Below are 19,424 nucleotides of genomic sequence, written 5' to 3' on the forward strand. Positions count from 1 at the left end.
ACATTCAGTTTGTTTCTTACTGCCCCACGAGGCAACCGCGGGGAGGCGGGCGCGGCGAGATTTGCCTTGGAGGCGGGATGGCAATGGAGGATCCGCCATCCCTGAAAATCCTGCGCGCAGCAACCGGCGTTCACTCGCGGACGGTGTGCCTCGTTTCGTCGAATCCAAGGGGGTTTTTCATGCGCATGCTTGTGACTGCCGCCACATCGATCGTCGCCCTTCTTGCCTTCGGGCAGGCCCATGCGGAGGGCGTTCTGAATATCTACAATTGGGGGGAATACACCAATCCAAAACTGGTCCAGAAATTCGAGGAGACCTACAAGGTCAAGGTGACGGTCACCGACTTCGATTCCAACGATACGGCGCTTGCTAAGGCCCGGCAGGGCGGTAGCCAGTTCGATATCGTCGTGCCGTCCTCGACCTTCGTGAAGATCTGGATCGATGAGGGGTTGTTGCTCGAATCCCGCCCCGACCAGATGGAAAATTTCAAGAACATGGACCCGCGCTGGGTGAACGTGGCGTTCGATCCCGGCCGCCACTATACCGTGCCCTGGCAATGGGGAACGACCGGCGTGCTGGTGGATACCGAGGTCTATTCGGGCGACCCGAACACCTCGGCGATCTTCCTCGATCCACCGCCGGAACTCGTCGGCAAGATCAACGTGCTGCCGGAAATGGGCGACGTGCTCGCGCTCGCCATCTATTACGAAGGTGGCACGGCCTGCACCGACGATCTCGCCATCCTGCGCAAGGTCCGCGACCGCCTCGCGGCTGCGCGCGACAAGTGGGTGGCGCTCGATTATCCGAGCACCGAAAAATTCGTCGACGGCGACTATGCGGCGGGCGTCAACTGGGGTGGTGCCGCCATGCGGGTGCGCCTGGTCAGCTCCCGTTATGTCTATGGTTATCCGAAAGAGGGCTATCCGATCTGGATGGACAGTGTCGCGGTTTTGAAGACCGCGCCGAACGTCGAGAACGCAAAACTCTTCCAGAACTTCATCATGGATCCGGAAAATGCCGCGCTGATTTCCGCCTATGCGCGTTACGCGAACGGCATCGTCGGCTCGGAGAAATACATGCCGGAAGAGATGCGCAATGCGCCGGAAATCGTCGTGCCGGCCGAATTCGTCGACAACGGGCATTTTTCGCCGGCCTGTCCGCAGCACGTTACCGACCTCTACACGAAAATCTGGACCGAGGTGCTGAAGTGATGCGCCCTTCCGACAAGACAATCCCACCGGAGCCAAGCATGACCGATCTCGACCTGTGTTACCTGCCCGCCCACGAAGCGCTCCGCCGCTTCAAGAGCCGTGAACTCTCGCCCGTGGAACTGATGGAGGCGACGATCCGCCGGGCCGAGACGCTGAAGGCCTCGGTCAACGCACTGACCTATACGCATTTCGACGAGGCGATGGACCTTGCCCACAAGGCCGAAGCCAAATACGCTAGGGGCGCACGCACCGGCGTGCTTGAGGGCCTGCCGGTCGGCATCAAGGACGAAAGCGAGATCAAGGGCAAGCCGACGTCGATCGGCTCGCTGATCCACAAGGACCATATCGCGGACCGGACCTCGACGATGAATGCCCGGGTCATGGCGGCGGGCGGCATCGTGCACGCACGCACGGCGACGCCGGAATTCTGCTGCGCCGGCACCACCTGGTCGCGCCTGTGGGGCGTCACCCGCAATCCGTGGAACCCGGATTTCACCTGCGGTGGCTCATCCGGCGGGGCCGGCGCCTCGCTCGCGTCCGGTACATCGTCGCTTGCTACGGGCTCGGATATCGGCGGCTCGATCCGCATTCCGGCGTCGGCCTGCGGTGTCGTCGGCTACAAGCCGCCCTATGGCCGCAACCCGGACGACACGCCGTTCAACCTCGATTTCTTCTGCCATACCGGCCCGATGGCGCGCACGGTGAAGGACGCTATCCTGCTGCAGAACATCATGTGCGGCCCGAGCCCGGACGACATCGTGTCGCTGCGGCCGAAGCTGCGCCTGCCGTTGGAGTACAAGCCGATCAAGGGCTGGAAGATCGCATTTTCCATGGATCTCGGCCTCTTCGAGGTCGATCCGGAGGTGCAGAAGAACACGCTCGCGGCGCTCGATGTCTTCCGCTCGCTGGGCGCGACGGTGGAGGAGGTCGATCTCGGCTGGCCGAAGCACGTTCTCGCTGCCGGCATGGGGTATCTCGAACACCTTTTCGGCGGCTATCTCTCGACCCTTCTCGACACGCATGGCGACGAGATGACCACCTATGCCCGCCAGTTCGCCGAACATGGCCGCGCCTCGAAATCCACGGATTTCGTCGCGAGCCTGGAGGTCGTCGGCGAGATGTACAAGACGCTCGGGCCGATCCTCGAGCGTTACGACGTGCTCGTCTGCCCGACCAACGCACTGCCAGCCGTGCCGGCTGATTTCGACCATTCGACAGGCACGGTCGAGATCAACGGCAAGGTGGTCAACCCCTCGCTCGGCTGGGTCATGACGACGCCGTTCAACATGATGAGCCGCTGCCCCGTGCTTTCGGTGCCGACCGGCCATGCCGGCAATGGCGTGCCGACCGGCCTCCAGATCGTCGGCCGCACCTATCGCGATGCGGATGTCTTCCGCGCCGGCCTCGCCTTCGAGGAGGCGGTCGGTGGCTGGTACGGCGACGCGGCGTCTCGCCCACGCCTCTAGAGGCGTCAAATTGGTTGGCGGATCAATTTTCCACGCTCCATGCCGTTAAGCTGAGCGGCTTTCTCCCGGTACGGGCCGATCTTTGGATCGGCCCGTTTTTATTTGTGATCGATCTGCTCGCCAATGATTGCCGCTTGACAGGCAGGTTTCGCCGCATAATGCTAAGATGTCAGACCAATTTGAGAAGCTGACATCAAACAGGGAACTTGGCGTCATGCCAGCTGATCCGAGCGACAGGCCACGAATCGAGCCGTTGCCGCCCATCGACAGGGCGCGACAGGTAACGGAGGCTGTGGCCTCCTATATCGATCGTGCGAACTTGCAGGCCGGTGACCGGCTGCCGGCGGAACGCGAGCTGATGGCGGCACTGGCGGTCGGCCGGTCGACGATCCGCGAGGCGATCCGGCATTTCCAGGCGCTCGGCGTCATGGAAAGCCGCAAGGGCAGCGGCACCTATCTCCTGAAGCCGGTGACGAGCGCCACCGTGCACATGCCGCTCTCCTTCGACGCGATCCATCTGCGCGACGTGCTGCTCCAGACGCTGGAGGTTCGCCGCGGCATCGAGTGCGAGGCCGGCATGGTGGCAGCGCGGCGGCGCACCGCGGAAGACGTCGTCACGATCGAGGCAAAGCTCGACGAGATGGAGCGGGTGCATCTCGCCAAGGGCACGTCCGGCCCGGAAGATCTTGCCTTTCACCTTGCCATCTACGACGCGACGCACAACCCGCTGTTCAAGCAGCTTCTCGAACAGATGCGCGGTGCCTTCGAGCGCTTCTGGGAAAAGCCGTTCAACCGGCCCGATTTCGCCCGCCGTTCCTTTCCGTTTCACCGCACGCTCTTCAACGCGATCGCCGCGCAGGACCCAGAATCCGCCCGCGCCGAAACCCTAAAAATCCTCGCCGTCGTCGAGGAAGACATCAAGGACATGTCCCGATGATCAACGGAGCCGATCCGTTCGACTTTGCCTCTCTTATCGTCGCCCATGACGAGGCGAATGCCTTTGAGGCGGTGGTTCCTCCGATCGTGCAGACCTCGCTCTTCACCTTCGGCAGCTATGACGAGATGGTGGCCGCCTATCGTGGCGAGATTGTGCGGCCGATCTATACGCGCGGCCTCAACCCGACGGTACGTGCTTTCGAAGAAATGCTGGCTAAGCTCGAAGGCGGCCAGGATGCGCTGGGGTTTGCCAGCGGGATGGCCGCGATTTCCTCGACGGTGCTCTCCTTCGTTGAGCCGGGCGACCGCATCGTCGCGGTACGCCACTGCTATCCGGACGCCTTCCGCCTGTTCGGCACGCATCTGAAGCGCATGAAGATCGAGGTGACCTATGTCGACGGTCGCGATGAGGAGGCGGTCGCCAAGGCGCTGCCGGGCGCCAAGCTGCTCTATCTCGAAAGCCCGACGAGCTGGGTCATGGAAGCGCATGACGTGGGTGCGCTGGCCGCCCTTGCCAAGCAGCAGGGCGTCGTCAGCGTCATCGACAACAGCTGGGCAAGCCCGATCTTCCAGCGGCCGCTGACGCTGGGCGTCGATCTCGTGCTGCATTCGGCCTCGAAATATCTCGGCGGTCACAGCGATGTCGTCGCCGGCATTGTCACCGGCTCGAAGGAGTTGATCGGCCGCATCCGCTCGGAGGCCTATCCGTATCTCGGCGGCAAGCTGTCGCCCTTTGATGCCTGGCTGCTGGTGCGGGGGCTCCGCACCCTGCCGATCCGCATGAAGGCGCATGAGGCGTCCGCGCTCGACATCGCCAAGCGGCTGCAGGCGCTGGATATCGTCGACACGGTCTTCCACCCGGCGCTCGCCAATCGCCTGCCGCCGGGGCTCACCGGCACATCCGGCCTGTTCTCCTTCACCTTCCGCGAAGGCATCGATATCCGCGCCTTTGCCGATCACCTCCAGCTCTTCAAGCTCGGCGTCTCCTGGGGCGGCCATGAGAGCCTGATCGTGCCGGGCGAGGTGGTGTTGCAGCAGAAGGCCCAACCGAATTCCGCGCATACGTTCGGTATCGATGCGCGGTCCGTGCGTCTTCATGTGGGCCTGGAGGGAACCGAGGCCCTGTGGAGTGATCTGGAAGCGGCGATAACAGCCGCATCCGAAGCCTGACGTCAGAAATCAGATTCAACCAGAAAAGAGGGAACGACCATGAAGAGACTTTTGACCGCAGCCCTGCTCACCACGCTGATGGCGACCAGCGCGCTGGCCGATACGACGCTAAAACTCGTCGAGGTGATTACCAGCCCCGAGCGCACGGAAACGCTGAAATCCATTGTGGGCAAATTCGAGGCGGAAAACCCAGGCACCAAGGTCGAGATCATCTCGCTGCCCTGGGGCGAGGCTTTCCAGAAATTCGCCACCATGGTCTCGGCCGGAGAAGTGCCTGACGTCATGGAAATGCCGGACACCTGGCTGTCGCTCTATGCCAATAACGGTATGCTCGAAAGCCTCGAGCCCTATCTTGCAAAATGGGAGCATACGCCCGGCCTGACGCCGCGCGCGCTGGAACTCGGCCGCGACATCAAGGACACGGCCTATATGCTGCCCTACGGCTTCTATCTGCGCGCCATGTTCTACAACAAGAAGCTGCTCGCCGAAGCTGGCGTTTCCGAACCGCCGAAGACCATGGACGAGTTCGCGGAGGCCTCGAAGAAGATTTCGGCGCTGCCCGGCAAATACGGCTATTGCCTGCGCGGCGGCCCGGGCGGCCTCAACGGCTGGGTGATGTTCGGTGCGTCCATGGCCGGTGACAATAAATTCTTCAACGAGGACGGCACCTCCACCTTCAACAGCGAAGGTTGGGTCAAGGGCCTCACCTGGGTCGTCGATCTCTACAAGAACGGCTATGCACCGAAGGACAGCGTCAACTGGGGCTTCAACGAGATCGTCGCCGGTTTCTACAGCGGCACCTGCGCCTTCCTCGACCAGGACCCGGATGCGCTCATCGCCATTGCGGAGCGCATGAAGGCGGAAGACTACGGCATCATGACCATGCCGAAGGGACCGGGCGGCAAGACCTTCCCGACGATCGGTTTCGCGGGCTGGTCGATGTTCTCGTCCAGCGCCAACAAGGATCTTTCCTGGAAGCTGATCGAGACGCTCGAAGGGCCGGAAGGCAATATCGAGTGGAACAAGCGCACGGGCGCGCTACCGGTCCACACTTCGGCGGAAAAGGACCCCTTCTATGCCAGCGAGCAGTTCAAGGGCTGGTTCGCCGAGCTTGAGGACAAGGACGCCGTGCCGACCGTGATGCCGACGCATCTCGAAGAGTTCGCCTTCTTCAAGGATTCGCTGGTCATCAAGACCTCGCAGGAAGCGCTTCTCGGCGATATCACGCCGCAAGATCTCGCCAACCAGTGGGCCGATTATCTCACCAAGGCACAGCAAAAGTTCCTCGCCAAGAAATAGGCCGGGGAACCTCCGGGCGGGGAACACGAGGCTCCGTCCGGAACCATCTTTCGAAACGCCGCGCAACCCGAGAACGGAAGCGAGACGATGACCGTTGCCGCCCATCCACAAGCCACCAAACCGCTCAGGAAGCGGATCGCCGACGCGTCTGAGCCCTATCTCTACAGTGCCCCGGCGCTGATCCTCATCATCACGGTCATGCTGGTGCCGCTGGTGCTCGGCATTTCCTATGCATTTCGAGACATCCAGCTGTTGAAGCCGTTTTCCGGCGGCTTCATCGGGCTCGATCATTTTCGCGCGCTCGCCGAGGACCAGGCCTTCTTCCGGGCTTTGCGCAACACATTGTGGTGGACGGGCGCCTCGGTTTTCCTGCAATTCATCTTCGGCCTCATCCTCGCACTGCTGCTGGACAAACCCTTTGCGGGTCGAGGCCTCGCGCAGGCGCTGGTCTTCCTGCCCTGGGCGGTGCCGAGTTTTCTGGCCGGCCTCAACTGGGCGTGGCTGTTCAATCCGGTAATCGGCCCGCTGCCGCACTGGATGTATGCGCTCGGCATCATGGATGCGCCGAACAACATCCTCTCCGATCCGCATCTCGCCATGTGGGGGCCGATCGTCGCCAATGTCTGGTGGGGCATTCCGTTCTTCGCCATCACCTTGCTCGCCGCACTTCAGGCGATCCCGCGCGATCTCTATGAGGCGGCCAGCATCGACGGGGCAGGGCCGGTCCAGCGCTTCCTGTCGATCACGCTGCCGTTCCTTGCGCCGACCATCGCCATCACCATCCTCTTGCGCACCGTCTGGATCTCCAACTTTGCCGACCTCATAGTGGTCATGACCAATGGCGGGCCGGCGGACCGCACGCAGATCGTCGCGAGCTACATCTTCACCCAGGCCTTCAAGCGGCTCGATTTCGGCTACGCCTCGGCGATCGCCCTCGTGCTGCTGGTGCTGCTGCTCGCCTATTCGATGCTCATCGTGGTGTTGCGCCAGACGCTGCTGAACAAGGGTTGAAATCATGCGCACCAGCAAGCTCCTCCTCACCGTCGCGCACCGCCTCGCCATTCTCGCCTATATCGTCGTGGCGCTCTTCCCGCTGTTCTGGCTGCTGAAGGTGTCGGTAACGCCGAACGACCTGCTCTACAGCGAGGGCGTGCGGATGTGGCCGTCGCGCACGACCTTCGAGCACTACGAGTTCGTCATCGCTCACAGCGCCTTCCCGACCTTCTTCAAGAACAGCCTGATCGTCGCCGGCTCCACGGCCATCGCCGTGACGATCCTCGCCTCGCTCGCCGGCTACGCGCTGTCGCGCTTCAATTTCCGGGCGAAGTACTGGATCGTCGCGCTGATGCTGATCACGCAGATGTTCCCGCTGGTCATGCTGGTCGCGCCGATCTTCAAGATGCTCTCGCCGCTCGGCCTCACCAACAGCCTGACCGGCCTCGTCATCGTCTACACCGCCTTCAACGTGCCGTTTGCGACCTTCCTCATGCAGTCCTTCTTCGACGGCATCCCGAAGGATCTCGAAGAGGCGGCGATGATCGATGGGGCGACGCAGTTCATCGCCTTCCGCCAGATCATCCTGCCGCTGACGCTTCCCGGCATCGCCGCAACGCTCGGCTTCGTCTTCACCGCCGCCTGGAGCGAACTGCTCTTCGCGCTGATGCTGATCTCCGGCAACGACGCGGCGACCTTCCCGGTGGGCCTGCTCACCTTCGTCTCGAAATTCTCGGTCGATTTCGGGCAGATGATGGCGGCAGGCATCCTCGCGCTCATCCCGGCCTGCCTCTTCTTCCTCCTCATCCAGCGCTATCTCGTGCAGGGCCTGACGGCCGGCGCGGTCAAAGGCTGAAAGGGTTTTCAATGGCTTCCATCGACATCCACGGCATCCGCAAGAGTTTCGGCACCTTTCCCGTCCTGCACGGCGTCGATCTCACCATTCGCGACGGCGAATTCATCGTGCTGGTCGGCCCCTCCGGCTGCGGGAAATCCACGTTGCTGCGCATGATCGCCGGCCTTGAGGAGGTCACGGCAGGCGAAATCCGCATCGATGGCAAGCGGGTCAACGATCTTCCACCGAAGGACCGCGACATCGCCATGGTGTTCCAGTCCTATGCGCTCTATCCGCATATGAGCGTTGCCGACAACATGAGCTACAGCCTGCGGCTGCGCCGCACCGCCAAGGAAAAGATCGCCAGCGCGGTCGGCAATGCCGCGTCGAAGCTCGGCCTCGATCCCTTGCTGGAGCGCCGCCCGCGCGCGCTTTCCGGCGGTCAGCGCCAGCGTGTCGCCATGGGCCGCGCCATCGTGCGCCAGCCGAAAGCCTTTCTCTTCGACGAACCGCTCTCCAACCTCGACGCCCGTCTGCGCGAACAGATGCGCGCGGAAATCAAGAAGTTGCACGCCGATCTGCGCGCGACCTCCATTTACGTCACGCACGACCAGATCGAGGCGATGACGCTCGCCGACCGGATCGTCGCCATGCATGCCGGTATCGTGCAACAGGTTGGCACGCCGCTTGATCTCTATGACCAGCCGGCGAACCTTTTCGTTGCCGGGTTCATCGGTTCGCCTGGCATGAATTTTTTCGAGGGACGCTATGTCGTCTCGGACGGCAAGGCTGTGCTTCGGCTCGAAAACGGTGTGACGCTGCCCGTCGACCAGCGGGCCGGCATCGAATCAGGCTCGGTGGCGACGCTCGGCATCCGGCCGGAGCATGTGGTGCTGAGCGATCAGGGCGCTCTGGAGGCAACGGTCGACCTCATCGAGCCGACAGGGTTCGGCATCATCATGCATGTGACCATTCACGATATCCCACTGAAAATTTTTACGCTCGATCGCAGCATGCTCAATCCCGGCCTGAAAGTCCGCGTGAACCTGCCGTTGGAGCGGCTTCACCTCTTCGGATCGGAGGGGATGCGGCTGGATTGAAACGGGATCGTGAAGACGATTTCCGTCCGTTCCAAAGACAATGTTAACCTTCATTTCCTAACCATCTACGCATCCCTATCGGCAATGATCGTCGAGTTTGCAGGTTCATGCGTATTTCCAGAACAAACTTCTATCCCATCCTTGAAACCGAAGGGCAAAGCGACGCTCAGGCGACGCATGACTCTTATGAAAACAATGCCTTGCCGGAAGAGATTCCGCAGGTCGAGGATTGGCATGCGGCCGGCGAGCCGATTGCCAATGACGAGGACTACCGCCCGCGGTTCCGCTCGCCCGCGCTGAGGAGCTACGACCCGGGCCAATATACCGACGGAAGCTGGGAGAGCCATTTTTACATGGCCCCGAATGTCCGCTTCACGCGCACCCCCGACAAGGTGGCCGCGAAGATCGAGGAGGCGGCGGCCGAAGAGGCGCAGCACGCCCAGCTGGTCGTCGAGCAGGCAGCCCCGGCAACGAAGCTTTCCGAGGCGGCACAGCTCTCGCAGTCGGAACTGCTCCAGCGTCTGCGCGAGGCGCTCGAAGATCGTCGCCGCCGTTCCGAGGAACAGCAGGCTGCGGCCGCGGCACTGTCTGTCGAACCCACGCCGCCGCTGGTCCAGGCCGTTGTTGTCGCCGGCACGACGGGTACACCCGCCGATGCCGCCGTCGTGTTCAAGCCGGCGACCCCACTGCCGGCGCCTGCGCCCACCGTGCAGGCTGCCCCGATCGCGAAGCCCGTCGTCAAGCCGGACGTGCGCGCCGCGATCAGTCGTTTTGCGCATCTCTCCGACCATGCGTTCTGGGAAACGTTTGTTCCGGACGAAGAGCCTTCCGAGGCGCCCGTACGACGGGCCGCCACAGTCGTGCGCATGCCCATGCCTGCGCCCGCACCGGCTCCCGTTGCCATTGCGACGCGTGCACCTGCAGTCATCGAGAAAAAGCGTGAAGAGCCGGATACCATCGCCTCGCTGTTCCGCGTCGTCGAATGCCGCCCGGCCGCAACGCGGCAGGCAATAGTCGAGACCGCTGTCGCCGTTTCGGACGTGAAGCCGGAGCCGGTCGTCGTCGCCGCAACGCCGGTCATCGAAGTCGTACCTGTTGCCGTGCCGGCGGCAGTCGCAATCAAGCCCGTACCGGTAACCATCACCCCGGCCGCCGTCATCGAGCCTGTGCGCGAGGCCCCATCCTCGGTGCTCTCCCGCGCCAAGCCGTTCCAGGTCACCCTGGCGACATCCGCCGGCGATACCTACGAATACCCGCCGCGCGAACTGTTGCAGGAGCCGCCGCGCACCGTCGGCTTCGTGCTGACGCAGGAACAGCTCGAGCAGAATGCTGGCCTTCTCGAAAGCGTGCTGGAAGATTTCGGCGTCCGCGGCGAGATCATCCATGTCCGACCCGGCCCGGTCGTCACGCTCTATGAATTCGAGCCGGCACCCGGCGTCAAATCCTCCCGCGTCATCGGCCTCGCCGACGATATCGCCCGCTCCATGTCGGCGCTCTCGGCCCGCGTTGCCGTCGTACCCGGCCGCAACGTCATCGGCATCGAACTGCCGAATGCGACGCGCGAAACCGTCTACTTCCGCGAAATGATCGACTCGGCCGATTTCGCCAAGTCCGGCTACAAGCTGCCGATCTGCCTCGGCAAGACCATCGGCGGCGAGCCGGTGGTTGCCGAACTCGCCAAGATGCCGCACCTGCTTGTTGCCGGCACCACCGGCTCGGGCAAGTCCGTCGCCATCAATACGATGATCCTGTCGCTGCTCTACCGGTTCCGCCCGGAAGAGTGCCGCCTGATCATGGTAGACCCCAAGATGCTGGAACTGTCGATTTATGACGGCATTCCGCACCTCTTGACCCCCGTCGTCACCGACCCCAAGAAGGCCGTCATGGCGCTGAAATGGGCGGTGCGCGAGATGGAGGATCGCTATCGCAAGATGTCGCGCCTCGGCGTCCGCAACATCGATGGCTACAACAGCCGCGTGGCCACGGCGCGCGACAAGGGTGAGACGATCACCATCAGCGTGCAGACCGGTTTCGACAAGGGAACCGGCGAGGCGATCAATGAGGATCAGGAACTCGCGCTTGATCCGATGCCCTACATCGTCGTCATCGTCGACGAGATGGCCGACCTGATGATGGTTGCCGGCAAGGAGATCGAAGGCGCGATCCAGCGGCTCGCCCAGATGGCACGTGCCGCCGGCATCCATCTGATCATGGCGACGCAGCGTCCCTCGGTCGATGTCATCACCGGCACGATCAAGGCGAACTTCCCGACGCGCATCTCCTTCCAGGTGACGTCGAAGATCGACAGCCGGACCATTCTCGGCGAGCAGGGTGCCGAACAGCTTCTCGGCCAGGGCGACATGCTGCACATGGCCGGCGGTGGGCGCATCTCGCGCGTGCACGGTCCGTTCGTGTCCGACGAAGAAGTCGAAAAGGTCGTGCTGCACCTGAAGGCGCAGGGCCGTCCGGAATATCTCGAAACGGTCACCGCCGAAGAAGAGGACGAAGAGGACGAGAAGCCGGCGAGTGGTGCGGTGTTCGACAAGGGCGACATTGCAGCCGAAGATGGCGACGATCTCTACGAGAAGGCCGTCAAGGTGGTCATGCGCGACCGCAAGTGCTCGACCTCCTATATCCAGCGCCGTCTCGCCGTCGGCTACAACCGCGCTGCCTCTCTTGTCGAGCGCATGGAGAAGGAGGGCCTTGTCGGTCCGGCCAACCATGTCGGCAAGCGTGAGATCATCACTGGCGAACGCGGCAGCTTCACGCCGCCGGAGCCGAGCGAAGACGACTGACATTTTGCGCCGGCGGCGACTGCCCAGCCGCCGGGCATTTGTCCTACTTATTTGAATTGCCTGAATTTTCCGGATCCGGCCCGCACGCGCGGGCCGGATTTTTGCCCTGTCCACGGGAAATTCATTTCCCGTGCGCCATTTAATCGATTTGGCCTACGATGCGGTCTTTCAGGCCTGTTGCATATGGCGGACGATGTGTGAATAGTGCCGCCGACCCGTGAAACTGCATCCAAGGAGGACAGGAATGGCATTGATCACCATGCGGCAATTGCTCGATCACGCAGCGGAAAACGACTATGCACTGCCAGCATTCAACGTTAACAACCTGGAATATATCCAGGCGGTCATGCGCGCGGCGGATGCGACGGATTCTCCGGTGATCCTGCAGGCAAGCCGCGGTGCGCGTGCCTATGCCGGCGACGCCTTCCTGCGGCACCTCATTCTCGGTGCGGCTGAAGAGTATCCGCATATCCCCGTCTGCCTGCATCTCGACCACGGCGACCAGCCGTCCACCTGTATTTCGGCCATCACCAACGGCTTCACCTCGGTCATGATGGACGGTTCATTGCTCGCCGACGGCAAGTCGATCGCCAGCTACGACTACAATGTCGATGTCACGGCGGAAGTCGTGAAGATTGCCCATGCAGCCGGTGTTTCGGTGGAAGGTGAACTTGGCTGTCTCGGCAACCTGGAAACCGGCGCCGGTGAAAAGGAAGACGGCCACGGTTTTGAAGGCAAGCTGACCCGCGAAGAGCTTTTGACCGATCCGGACCAGGCCCTCGACTTCGTCTCCAGGACCGGCGTCGATGCACTCGCCGTCGCCATCGGCACCAGCCACGGCGCCTACAAGTTCACCCGCGCGCCGGATGGTGACATCCTGTCGATCGAGACGATCGCCAAAATCCATGCGAAGCTGCCGAACACGCATCTCGTCATGCACGGTTCGTCGTCGGTTCCGCAGGAGCTGCAGGACCTCTTCACCACCTATGGCGGCGAGATGAAGCAGACCTGGGGCGTCCCGGTCGCCGAAATCCAGAAGGCGATCCCGCTCGGCGTGCGCAAGGTCAATATCGACACGGACCTGCGCCTCGCCATGACCGGCACGATCCGCAAGAATTTCAAGGAAAAGCCGGACAATTTCGATCCGCGCACCTACCTGAAGCCGGCGACCGCCCTGATGGCAGAGGTCTGCAAGGAGCGCTTCGAAGCCTTCCGCACCGCTGGCAAGGCCTCCAGCATCCGCGTCAAGCGCCTGCCTGATATGGCGAAGTTCTACGCGACGAAGTAAGCTTTTGCCCCTCCCGGTTTTGCCGGGAGGGGGTTTCACTATGCCGCGGTCGTACGGAGAAGGTTCCGCACGCTCGCAAGCAGGCCGTTGAGCGGCCGGTCGTCGCGATAGATCGGCACAACAGTGCGGACGCGCTCGTAAAGGGCTCCGGTGCCTGCCGCCTTGCCGCTCTGGCTCGGCTGCATGTCATAGGCCTGCGTCGCGCTCATCACCTCAATTGCCAGAACGGTTTCCAGATTGGTGATGATGGCCAGCGCCTTGTCCGCCGCCGGGGTGGCGTGTGTCAGAATGTCTTCCTGCAGGGCAGAGGTAATGCCGCCGTCGAGACTGGCGGGGGCGGCGAGGCGGCGGTTTTCGGCAACGAGGCCGGCCGCCGTGTACTGAATGATCATGAACCCGGAGGCCACGCCGCTGCCTTCCGCGAGAAAGGCGGGCAGGTTGCTGACGAGCGGGTTGACGAGCCGGTCGATGCGGCGCTCGGAGATGGCAGCAAGCTCGGCAGCCGCGACGGCGAGCCCATCCATGGCTAGTCCAAGCGCGGCGCCGATGGCGTGCGCCTGCGAGTGAACCTCGGGCGCTTCCGGCGAGCCCGCGACCACCGGATTGTCGGTCACGCTCGAAAGTTCCCGGTTCACGACCTCGGCAATCTGCGCGACGCTGTCGCGCACCGCGCCATGCACCTGCGGCACGCCGCGAAGGCTGAGCGGATCCTGCGTGCGCGACCCTGCGGATTGCGCGAGCAACGGGCTGCCAGCCAGCAGGCGGCGAAGATTGTCACCGACCGTCTGGAGACCGGGCGAGGTGCGTAGTGCCAGTGGCGCGGCGGCAAAAGGGTCCGCCTGTGCGCCGAGATTTTCGTAGCTCATCGCGGCGGCGGTATCGGCCCAATCGAGCAGATGCACCGTGCGGGCAACGGCGAGGCTTGCAAGACCGGTTGCGCAAGGCGTGCCGTTGACGAGGCTGAGGCCTTCCTTCGCGCCGAGCACCAGCGGCGTCCGACCCAGCATCTCCATGCCCTGCCGGCCGGAGATCGTCTCGCCTTTATGACGCGCTTCGCCTTCACCGATCGGCACGAGGCCGATAGCGGCGGCGTGGGTGAGGTAACCGACCGATCCCTTCGACGGGATGACCGGCAGGATATCGGCATTGAGCAGCGCCAGCAGCGTCTCGACCGTCTCGACGCGCACGCCGGAATAGCCATGGGAAAAATTGGCGATCTGAGCGGCCATCACCGCGCGGGTCTCTTCCCGGCCGAGCGGCCCGCCGACGCCGCAGGCATGGCTGAGCAGGATGTTGCGCGACAGCGCCTGCTGCTCGGGAATGTCCACGATCACGTCGCAGAGTGCGCCGACGCCGGTATTGATGCCGTAGCCGCGCACGCGCTTGGCCACGAGCGCGTCAACGATGGCACGCGCATCGGCGATGCGCTGCCATGTCTTGTCCGACAGGGAGAGCGCCGCGCCTTTCGCGACGGCGGCGATCTCCTGCCAGGTGAGGGGGCGATCGAGGACGATCGTCTCAGGCATGCTGGCTTTCTCCTGCGCCGGCGCGCCGCTGCACGAAGCGGGCGACATAGTCGTTGGCGGGGCTGTTGAGGATTTGGCTCGGGGTCCCGACCTGCACCAGCTTGCCGTCTTTCAGGATCGCGATCTGCGCGCCGATACGCAAGGCCTCGTCGAGATCGTGCGTGATGAAAACGATGGTCTTGTGCAGGTTCTTTTCGAGCTGGAGCAGTTGGTCCTGCATGTCGGCGCGGATCAGCGGGTCGAGCGCGGAAAAGGCCTCGTCCATCAGGATGACGTCGGTATCGGCCGCCAGCGCCCGCGCCAGGCCGACGCGCTGCTTCATGCCGCCGGAAAGCTGGTGCGGGAACTTGTTTTCGTAGCCGGCAAGGCCGACCGTCTCGATCCACTTCATGCCGATCGGCTTGGCATCGTCCTTGGTGAGCCCGCGCACGCGCTGGCCGTAGACGACGTTCTGCAGCACGGTGCGATGCGGCATCAGCCCGAAATTCTGGAACACCATGCTGACTCGGCGGTTGCGGAAGTCGCGCAGGTCCTTCGGCTTCAGGTCGAGCACATTGCTGCCATCGACCAGGATTTCACCGCTGGTCGGCTCGATCAGGCGGTTGATGTGGCGCACCAGCGTCGACTTGCCGGAGCCCGAGAGCCCCATGATGACGAAGACGCGGCCGCCCGGAATGTCAAGGCTGACATTGTCGAGGCCGACGCTGCATCCGGTCTTGGCGAGGATCGCCGTCTTGTCGGCGCCATCCTTGGTCATCGCCAACGCGGTCTTCCAGTTGCCACCGAAGATCTTGGAAACGTTGCGGATTGCGATGTCAGTCATTGCCGCGTTCCTTCCGGCTGGATTGGCCAAAACCCTGCGTGATGCGATCGAGCACGATGGCGAGAATGACGATGCCGAGGCCGGCTTCCAGCCCCTTGCCGACGTCGAGCGTCTGGATGCCGTTCAGCACCTGCTCGCCGAGGCCGCGCGCGCCGATCATCGAGGCGACGACGACCATGGAGAGCGCCATCATGATCGTCTGGTTGAGGCCGGCCATGATGGTAGGCGTGGCGAGCGGAAGCTCGACGCCGAAGAGGATCTGCGGCGGGCTGCCGCCGAAAGCTGTTGCAGCCTCCACCACTTCACCATCCACCTGGCGAATGCCGAGATCGGTGAGGCGGATGAGCGGCGGCACGGCATAGATGATGGTGGCGAGCACCGCCGGCACCTTGCCGAGGCCGAAGAGCATGATCGCCGGAATGAGATAGACGAAGCTCGGCATGGTCTGCATGACGTCGAGCACCGGCAGCGTGATGCGCCGCATCAGCTCGCTTTTCGCAAGCCAGATGCCCATCGGAACGCCGATGGCGACGGAGATGAGGCTGGCGATCAGCATCAGCGCCAGCGTCTGCATCGTCAGGTCCCAGAGCCCGAGCGCGCCGACGGCAAACAGCATGACCGCGACGATGACGACCAGCGAAATCTTTTTCGACGCGAACCAGGCCAGCGCCAGGAAGACGAGGAAGACGGCCCACCAGGGCAGCCCGCGCAGGATCCACTCCACGAAGAGGATCGCCTGAAGGAGTGTGTGCGAGATCGCCTTGAAGACGAAACCGTAATTCACCACCAGCGACTGCACGAAGTCGTTGATGGGGCCTCGAATGGAGATATGGAAAGCTTCAGGAAACATCGATGAAATCCTCGCGCGCGCCCACCACCCTGCCGGCGGTCGGCCCCTGTCCTGACGGGAAAAGGCTGCGCGCCAAAAAACCGGCGCGCAGCCCTGCGATTACTTGACGGCCGCTTCGATGCGCGCCTTGGCTTCCGCCGAGACCCAGCCGCCCCAGACGTCGGACTTGGTCTGGAGGAAGTTCTTGGCGGCTGCGACGGCATCGACCTTCTGGTCGGTCATATAGGCGAGGCTGGCATTGACCTCGTCCAGAGGGAAGGTCGCCTTTTCGAGGATTTCCATGATGTCTGGTGCTTCGCTGGCAAAGGTGCTGTTGACGCCGTAAGCCACTTCCACGGAAGGGAAGGCGCAACCGGCGTCACGCTTGCCGTCGGCGCTGGTCAGTTCCTTCCAGCAGGCGTCGTTGTAGGCCGGCTCTTCCAGCTGGATGAGCTTGTACTTGCCCATGATCGCCGTCGGGCTCCAATAGTAGAACAGCATCGGCTCGCCCTGGAGATAGGCGGAGGCGATCGCGGCATCGAGCGCCGTGCCGGTGCCCGGGCGGAAGTTCACGTAAGTCTCGCCGAGCTTGTAGGCAGCGAGCTTGGCCGTATTGACGCCTTCGCAGGTCCAGCCCGACGGGCAATTCAGGAAGCGACCCTTGGACGGCTCTTCCGGATCCTTGAACAGTTCGGCGATCTTCGGGTCGGAGAGCTGCTCGACGCTCTTCAGGTCCGGCGCCTTGGCTTCGATGCCCTTCTCGGCATCGCCCTTCACCAGATATTCCGGCACGAACCAGCCCTCGGCGGCGCCAACGAAGGTTTTTCCGATCGATTTCACCTGACCGGCCGCCGCCGCCTTGTTCCATATGTCCGAACGGCCGATCCATTCTTCGGCAAAGATCTGCACGTCGTTGTTGGCGGTCGCCTGTTCCAGCGTCACCGAGTTGCCGGGGATCGAGTCGACCTTGCAGTCGTAACCCTTGGCGAGGATTTCCTTCATGACTTCGGTGATGAAGGCACCGCTTTCCCAGTCGATGCCGGCGAAAGTGACGGTCTTGCCGTCGCTGCAATAGGAGGCCTGCGCCGTGCCGGCGGAGCCACCGATGAGGGCGACGGCGGTGAGAAGTGCGTATTTTAGTTTGGAATTCAGCATGTCAGTTCCCCTTTTTTTGATGATGGTAACATTGAAAACCAGAGATTTTGAAAGGCCGCCGGGGCGGCGTCATGCATGCAGAACCTTTCGTGAAGTTCACTATACAACTTGGTAGACAACTATCCTTTTCTGCATGCGGTGGTGCGCGTCTAGCGGCGACATTTTTTGTCGCTTTCAGAGGGAGTCGCGAGGGTAGCGATCGTGTTGTTGCGTCTCTCGAGGGTGGTGGGGCTGAATATTGCGAAACTGGCGGGCAACGGGCAATTTTCTGACGCGATACATCTTGCCAGGTTGCCTGTGTTCACAATTCGGCTGAATTTTACGCCATGCTTGCGTAATTCGTTCATTTGTCGGAAGCTGTATAGGAAAGTTGGTGAGAGATGCCGAAGTTGTATATGTGACTTCGTGGTTTCCGCCAGACAAGAAAGTGACGTGAATCAAAAAGCATGCTTACCTTGGTCGTATAGAACCTATAGGCGGATGCTGATTGGAATGCGGGGAGCCGAGGCGATGCTGAACGAAGAAACCGGCCTTTTGGCAAGGGACGCGAAAGACCGTGCTGCGCCGATCTACGAGCGTATGAAGACCGAGATCCGGGCGCGCATCGAAACCGGCGAATGGCCGGTCAACCATCGCATTCCATCTGAAAACGAGCTGGTGGATACGCTCGGCGTCAGCCGCATGACGGCAAACCGGGCGCTTCGCGAGCTTGCCAACGAGGGCGTGATCACCCGCGTGCAGGGCAAGGGTTCCTTCGTCGCACCGAAAAAGCGTAGCGCGTTGGCGCTCGGCGTGCGCAATATAGCCGATGAGATTCTGGAGCGCGGCGCGGTTCATCGCATGGAACTCATCCTCGCCCAGGCCGAGACCTGCGGGCATGAACTCGCCGCCGCGCTGGAGCTCGATATCGGCGCCCAGTCCTTTCACTCCGTCATCGTGCACAACGAGGATGACGTGCCGATCCAGCTGGAGGATCGCTTCGTCAATCCCGCCGTCGCACCGGATTATCTGGAGCAGGATTTTTCGAGCACGACGCCGAACGCCTTTCTGACCAGCATCGCGCCCATCGCCAAGACGGAACAGTTCATCGAAGCGGTGCTGCCGCAGCCCTGGGAATGCAAGCTGCTGGCGATTGCCCGGTCGGAGCCCTGCATCCTCATCCGCCGCCGAACCTGGTCGCAAGATCGCGTGGTGACGACGGTACGCCTGCTTTATCCGGGCTCGCGCTATCGGCTTCAGAGCAACTTTTGACATGAGAGGCGGCGGCGGCGCTTCACGATGGATTGACGGCCCAAATATCTGGCTATCCGACGATGAGCCTTCATGCCGAAATGCTGCTGCCGAAAGTCGTGCCATCAGCGTATGGACGATTTGCCACCCTTCAGAAGCCCTTTGGCTAGGTATTTGATCCCAGCGTTTGATGGTGCATCATTTTCCTTGGAATGGAGGGAAGCACTATAGGCCAGGTTTTACACGGGAGCGCCACGACGACAGAGGCAATCCGTCGAGCGATACAAAATAGTGAAGAGAGCCTGAGAGCACTTTCGAAGCAATATGGGATCAACCCAAAGACAGTAGCTAAATGGAAGAAACGGACATCGTTGGCCGACCTTGCGACAGGCTCGAAGGACCCACACTCGACAATTCTCTCCCTCGAAGAATAGGCCGTCACTGAACCGCCCCGGGTTTATCGGAGACCGTTTGGTTTAAGTTATGCAGCCAATGCTGGTGCGTCCACCATGGCAAAATATTGTTCTCGGCCTCGTTGGGTGGACTGTTTCCGATGGGCTCCAGAAGGCGGCGGTTGCTGAACCAGCCGACCCATTCGAGGGTAGCGAGGACGAAGCCTGCATGAGCAGTCCGGCTTGCCCGCCAACCGACGATGCGGCGGGCGAAGGCGTCGATCACGAAGGCCACGTAAACAAAGCCCTGTCAGGCTGCCGCATAGGTGAAATCGGAAAGCCACAGCATGTTCGGCGCGGGAGCGAAGAACTGCCG

15 protein-coding genes and 2 pseudogenes are annotated in these 19,424 nt (G+C 62.3%); 12 read left to right on the plus strand and 5 right to left on the minus strand.

Annotated features, from left to right (window positions below; genetic code table 11):
• Positions 1-179: 179 nt before the first annotated feature.
• The 10 genes from ACT6VE_RS28205 (at position 180) to fba (ending at position 13,093) form a co-directional block, all read left to right on the plus strand.
• Positions 180-1,211, plus strand: coding sequence for an extracellular solute-binding protein (locus tag ACT6VE_RS28205; protein WP_444801615.1), 1,032 nt, complete (start codon positions 180-182; stop codon positions 1,209-1,211).
• A 38-nt stretch (positions 1,212-1,249) separates the two neighbouring features.
• Positions 1,250-2,677, plus strand: coding sequence for an amidase (locus ACT6VE_RS28210; protein WP_444801616.1), 1,428 nt, complete (start codon positions 1,250-1,252; stop codon positions 2,675-2,677).
• Between the two features lie 214 nt (positions 2,678-2,891).
• Entirely contained in the window at positions 2,892-3,614 is a 723-nt protein-coding gene (locus ACT6VE_RS28215) for a FadR/GntR family transcriptional regulator (protein ID WP_444801617.1), read from the plus strand.
• Positions 3,611-4,783 (plus strand): PLP-dependent transferase, encoded by a 1,173-nt coding sequence (locus ACT6VE_RS28220; RefSeq protein ID WP_444801618.1) that lies wholly within the window; start codon positions 3,611-3,613, stop codon positions 4,781-4,783. The genes ACT6VE_RS28215 and ACT6VE_RS28220 overlap by 4 nt, the downstream gene beginning before the upstream one ends.
• A gap of 39 nt (positions 4,784-4,822) precedes the next feature.
• Positions 4,823-6,082: an ABC transporter substrate-binding protein gene (locus tag ACT6VE_RS28225; protein WP_444801619.1), complete on the plus strand. Its 1,260-nt coding sequence runs from the start codon at positions 4,823-4,825 to the stop codon at positions 6,080-6,082.
• Between the two features lie 87 nt (positions 6,083-6,169).
• Positions 6,170-7,093, plus strand: a complete 924-nt coding sequence (locus ACT6VE_RS28230) for a carbohydrate ABC transporter permease (protein ID WP_444801620.1) — start codon at positions 6,170-6,172, stop codon at positions 7,091-7,093.
• Positions 7,094-7,097: 4 nt separating this feature from the next.
• On the plus strand, positions 7,098-7,931 hold the full coding sequence (locus ACT6VE_RS28235) for a carbohydrate ABC transporter permease (RefSeq protein ID WP_444801621.1): 834 nt from the start codon (positions 7,098-7,100) through the stop codon (positions 7,929-7,931).
• Positions 7,932-7,942: 11 nt separating this feature from the next.
• Positions 7,943-9,010 (plus strand): ABC transporter ATP-binding protein, encoded by a 1,068-nt coding sequence (locus tag ACT6VE_RS28240; RefSeq protein WP_444801622.1) that lies wholly within the window; start codon positions 7,943-7,945, stop codon positions 9,008-9,010.
• A 107-nt stretch (positions 9,011-9,117) separates the two neighbouring features.
• Complete coding sequence (locus tag ACT6VE_RS28245) at positions 9,118-11,805, plus strand: DNA translocase FtsK (RefSeq protein WP_444801623.1); 2,688 nt, start codon at positions 9,118-9,120, stop codon at positions 11,803-11,805.
• Between the two features lie 244 nt (positions 11,806-12,049).
• A complete protein-coding gene (gene fba / locus ACT6VE_RS28250; protein ID WP_444801624.1) occupies positions 12,050-13,093 on the plus strand; it encodes a class II fructose-bisphosphate aldolase in 1,044 nt (347 codons plus the stop codon).
• A 38-nt stretch (positions 13,094-13,131) separates the two neighbouring features.
• Here fba and ACT6VE_RS28255 read toward each other — a convergent pair whose 3' ends face one another.
• From ACT6VE_RS28255 to ACT6VE_RS28270, 4 genes are all read right to left on the minus strand, one after another.
• Positions 13,132-14,619, minus strand: a complete 1,488-nt coding sequence (locus ACT6VE_RS28255) for an HAL/PAL/TAL family ammonia-lyase (RefSeq protein ID WP_444801625.1) — start codon at positions 14,617-14,619, stop codon at positions 13,132-13,134.
• Entirely contained in the window at positions 14,612-15,442 is an 831-nt protein-coding gene (locus ACT6VE_RS28260; RefSeq protein WP_069062576.1) for a quaternary amine ABC transporter ATP-binding protein, read from the minus strand. The genes ACT6VE_RS28255 and ACT6VE_RS28260 overlap by 8 nt, the downstream gene beginning before the upstream one ends.
• Positions 15,435-16,292 carry an ABC transporter permease gene (locus ACT6VE_RS28265; RefSeq protein WP_444801626.1) on the minus strand — a complete coding sequence of 286 codons (858 nt, stop codon included), beginning with the start codon at positions 16,290-16,292 and terminating at the stop codon, positions 15,435-15,437. The genes ACT6VE_RS28260 and ACT6VE_RS28265 overlap by 8 nt, the downstream gene beginning before the upstream one ends.
• Before the next feature lie 99 nt (positions 16,293-16,391).
• Positions 16,392-17,426: an ABC transporter substrate-binding protein gene (locus ACT6VE_RS28270; protein ID WP_444801627.1), complete on the minus strand. Its 1,035-nt coding sequence runs from the start codon at positions 17,424-17,426 to the stop codon at positions 16,392-16,394.
• Positions 17,427-17,936: 510 nt separating this feature from the next.
• Between ACT6VE_RS28270 and hutC the strand changes: the two genes are divergently transcribed.
• Positions 17,937-18,677, plus strand: a complete 741-nt coding sequence (gene hutC, locus ACT6VE_RS28275) for a histidine utilization repressor (RefSeq protein ID WP_444801628.1) — start codon at positions 17,937-17,939, stop codon at positions 18,675-18,677.
• Positions 18,678-18,883: 206 nt separating this feature from the next.
• Positions 18,884-19,087 (plus strand): annotated as a pseudogene (locus ACT6VE_RS28280) (IS481 family transposase); the annotation flags it as partial.
• A gap of 7 nt (positions 19,088-19,094) precedes the next feature.
• Here ACT6VE_RS28280 and ACT6VE_RS28285 read toward each other — a convergent pair.
• Positions 19,095-19,424: pseudogene (locus ACT6VE_RS28285) on the minus strand (DDE-type integrase/transposase/recombinase); the annotation flags it as partial.

Origin of the sequence: Shinella sp. (assembly GCF_052438155.1) — a bacterium.
Lineage (GTDB): Bacteria > Pseudomonadota > Alphaproteobacteria > Rhizobiales > Rhizobiaceae > Shinella.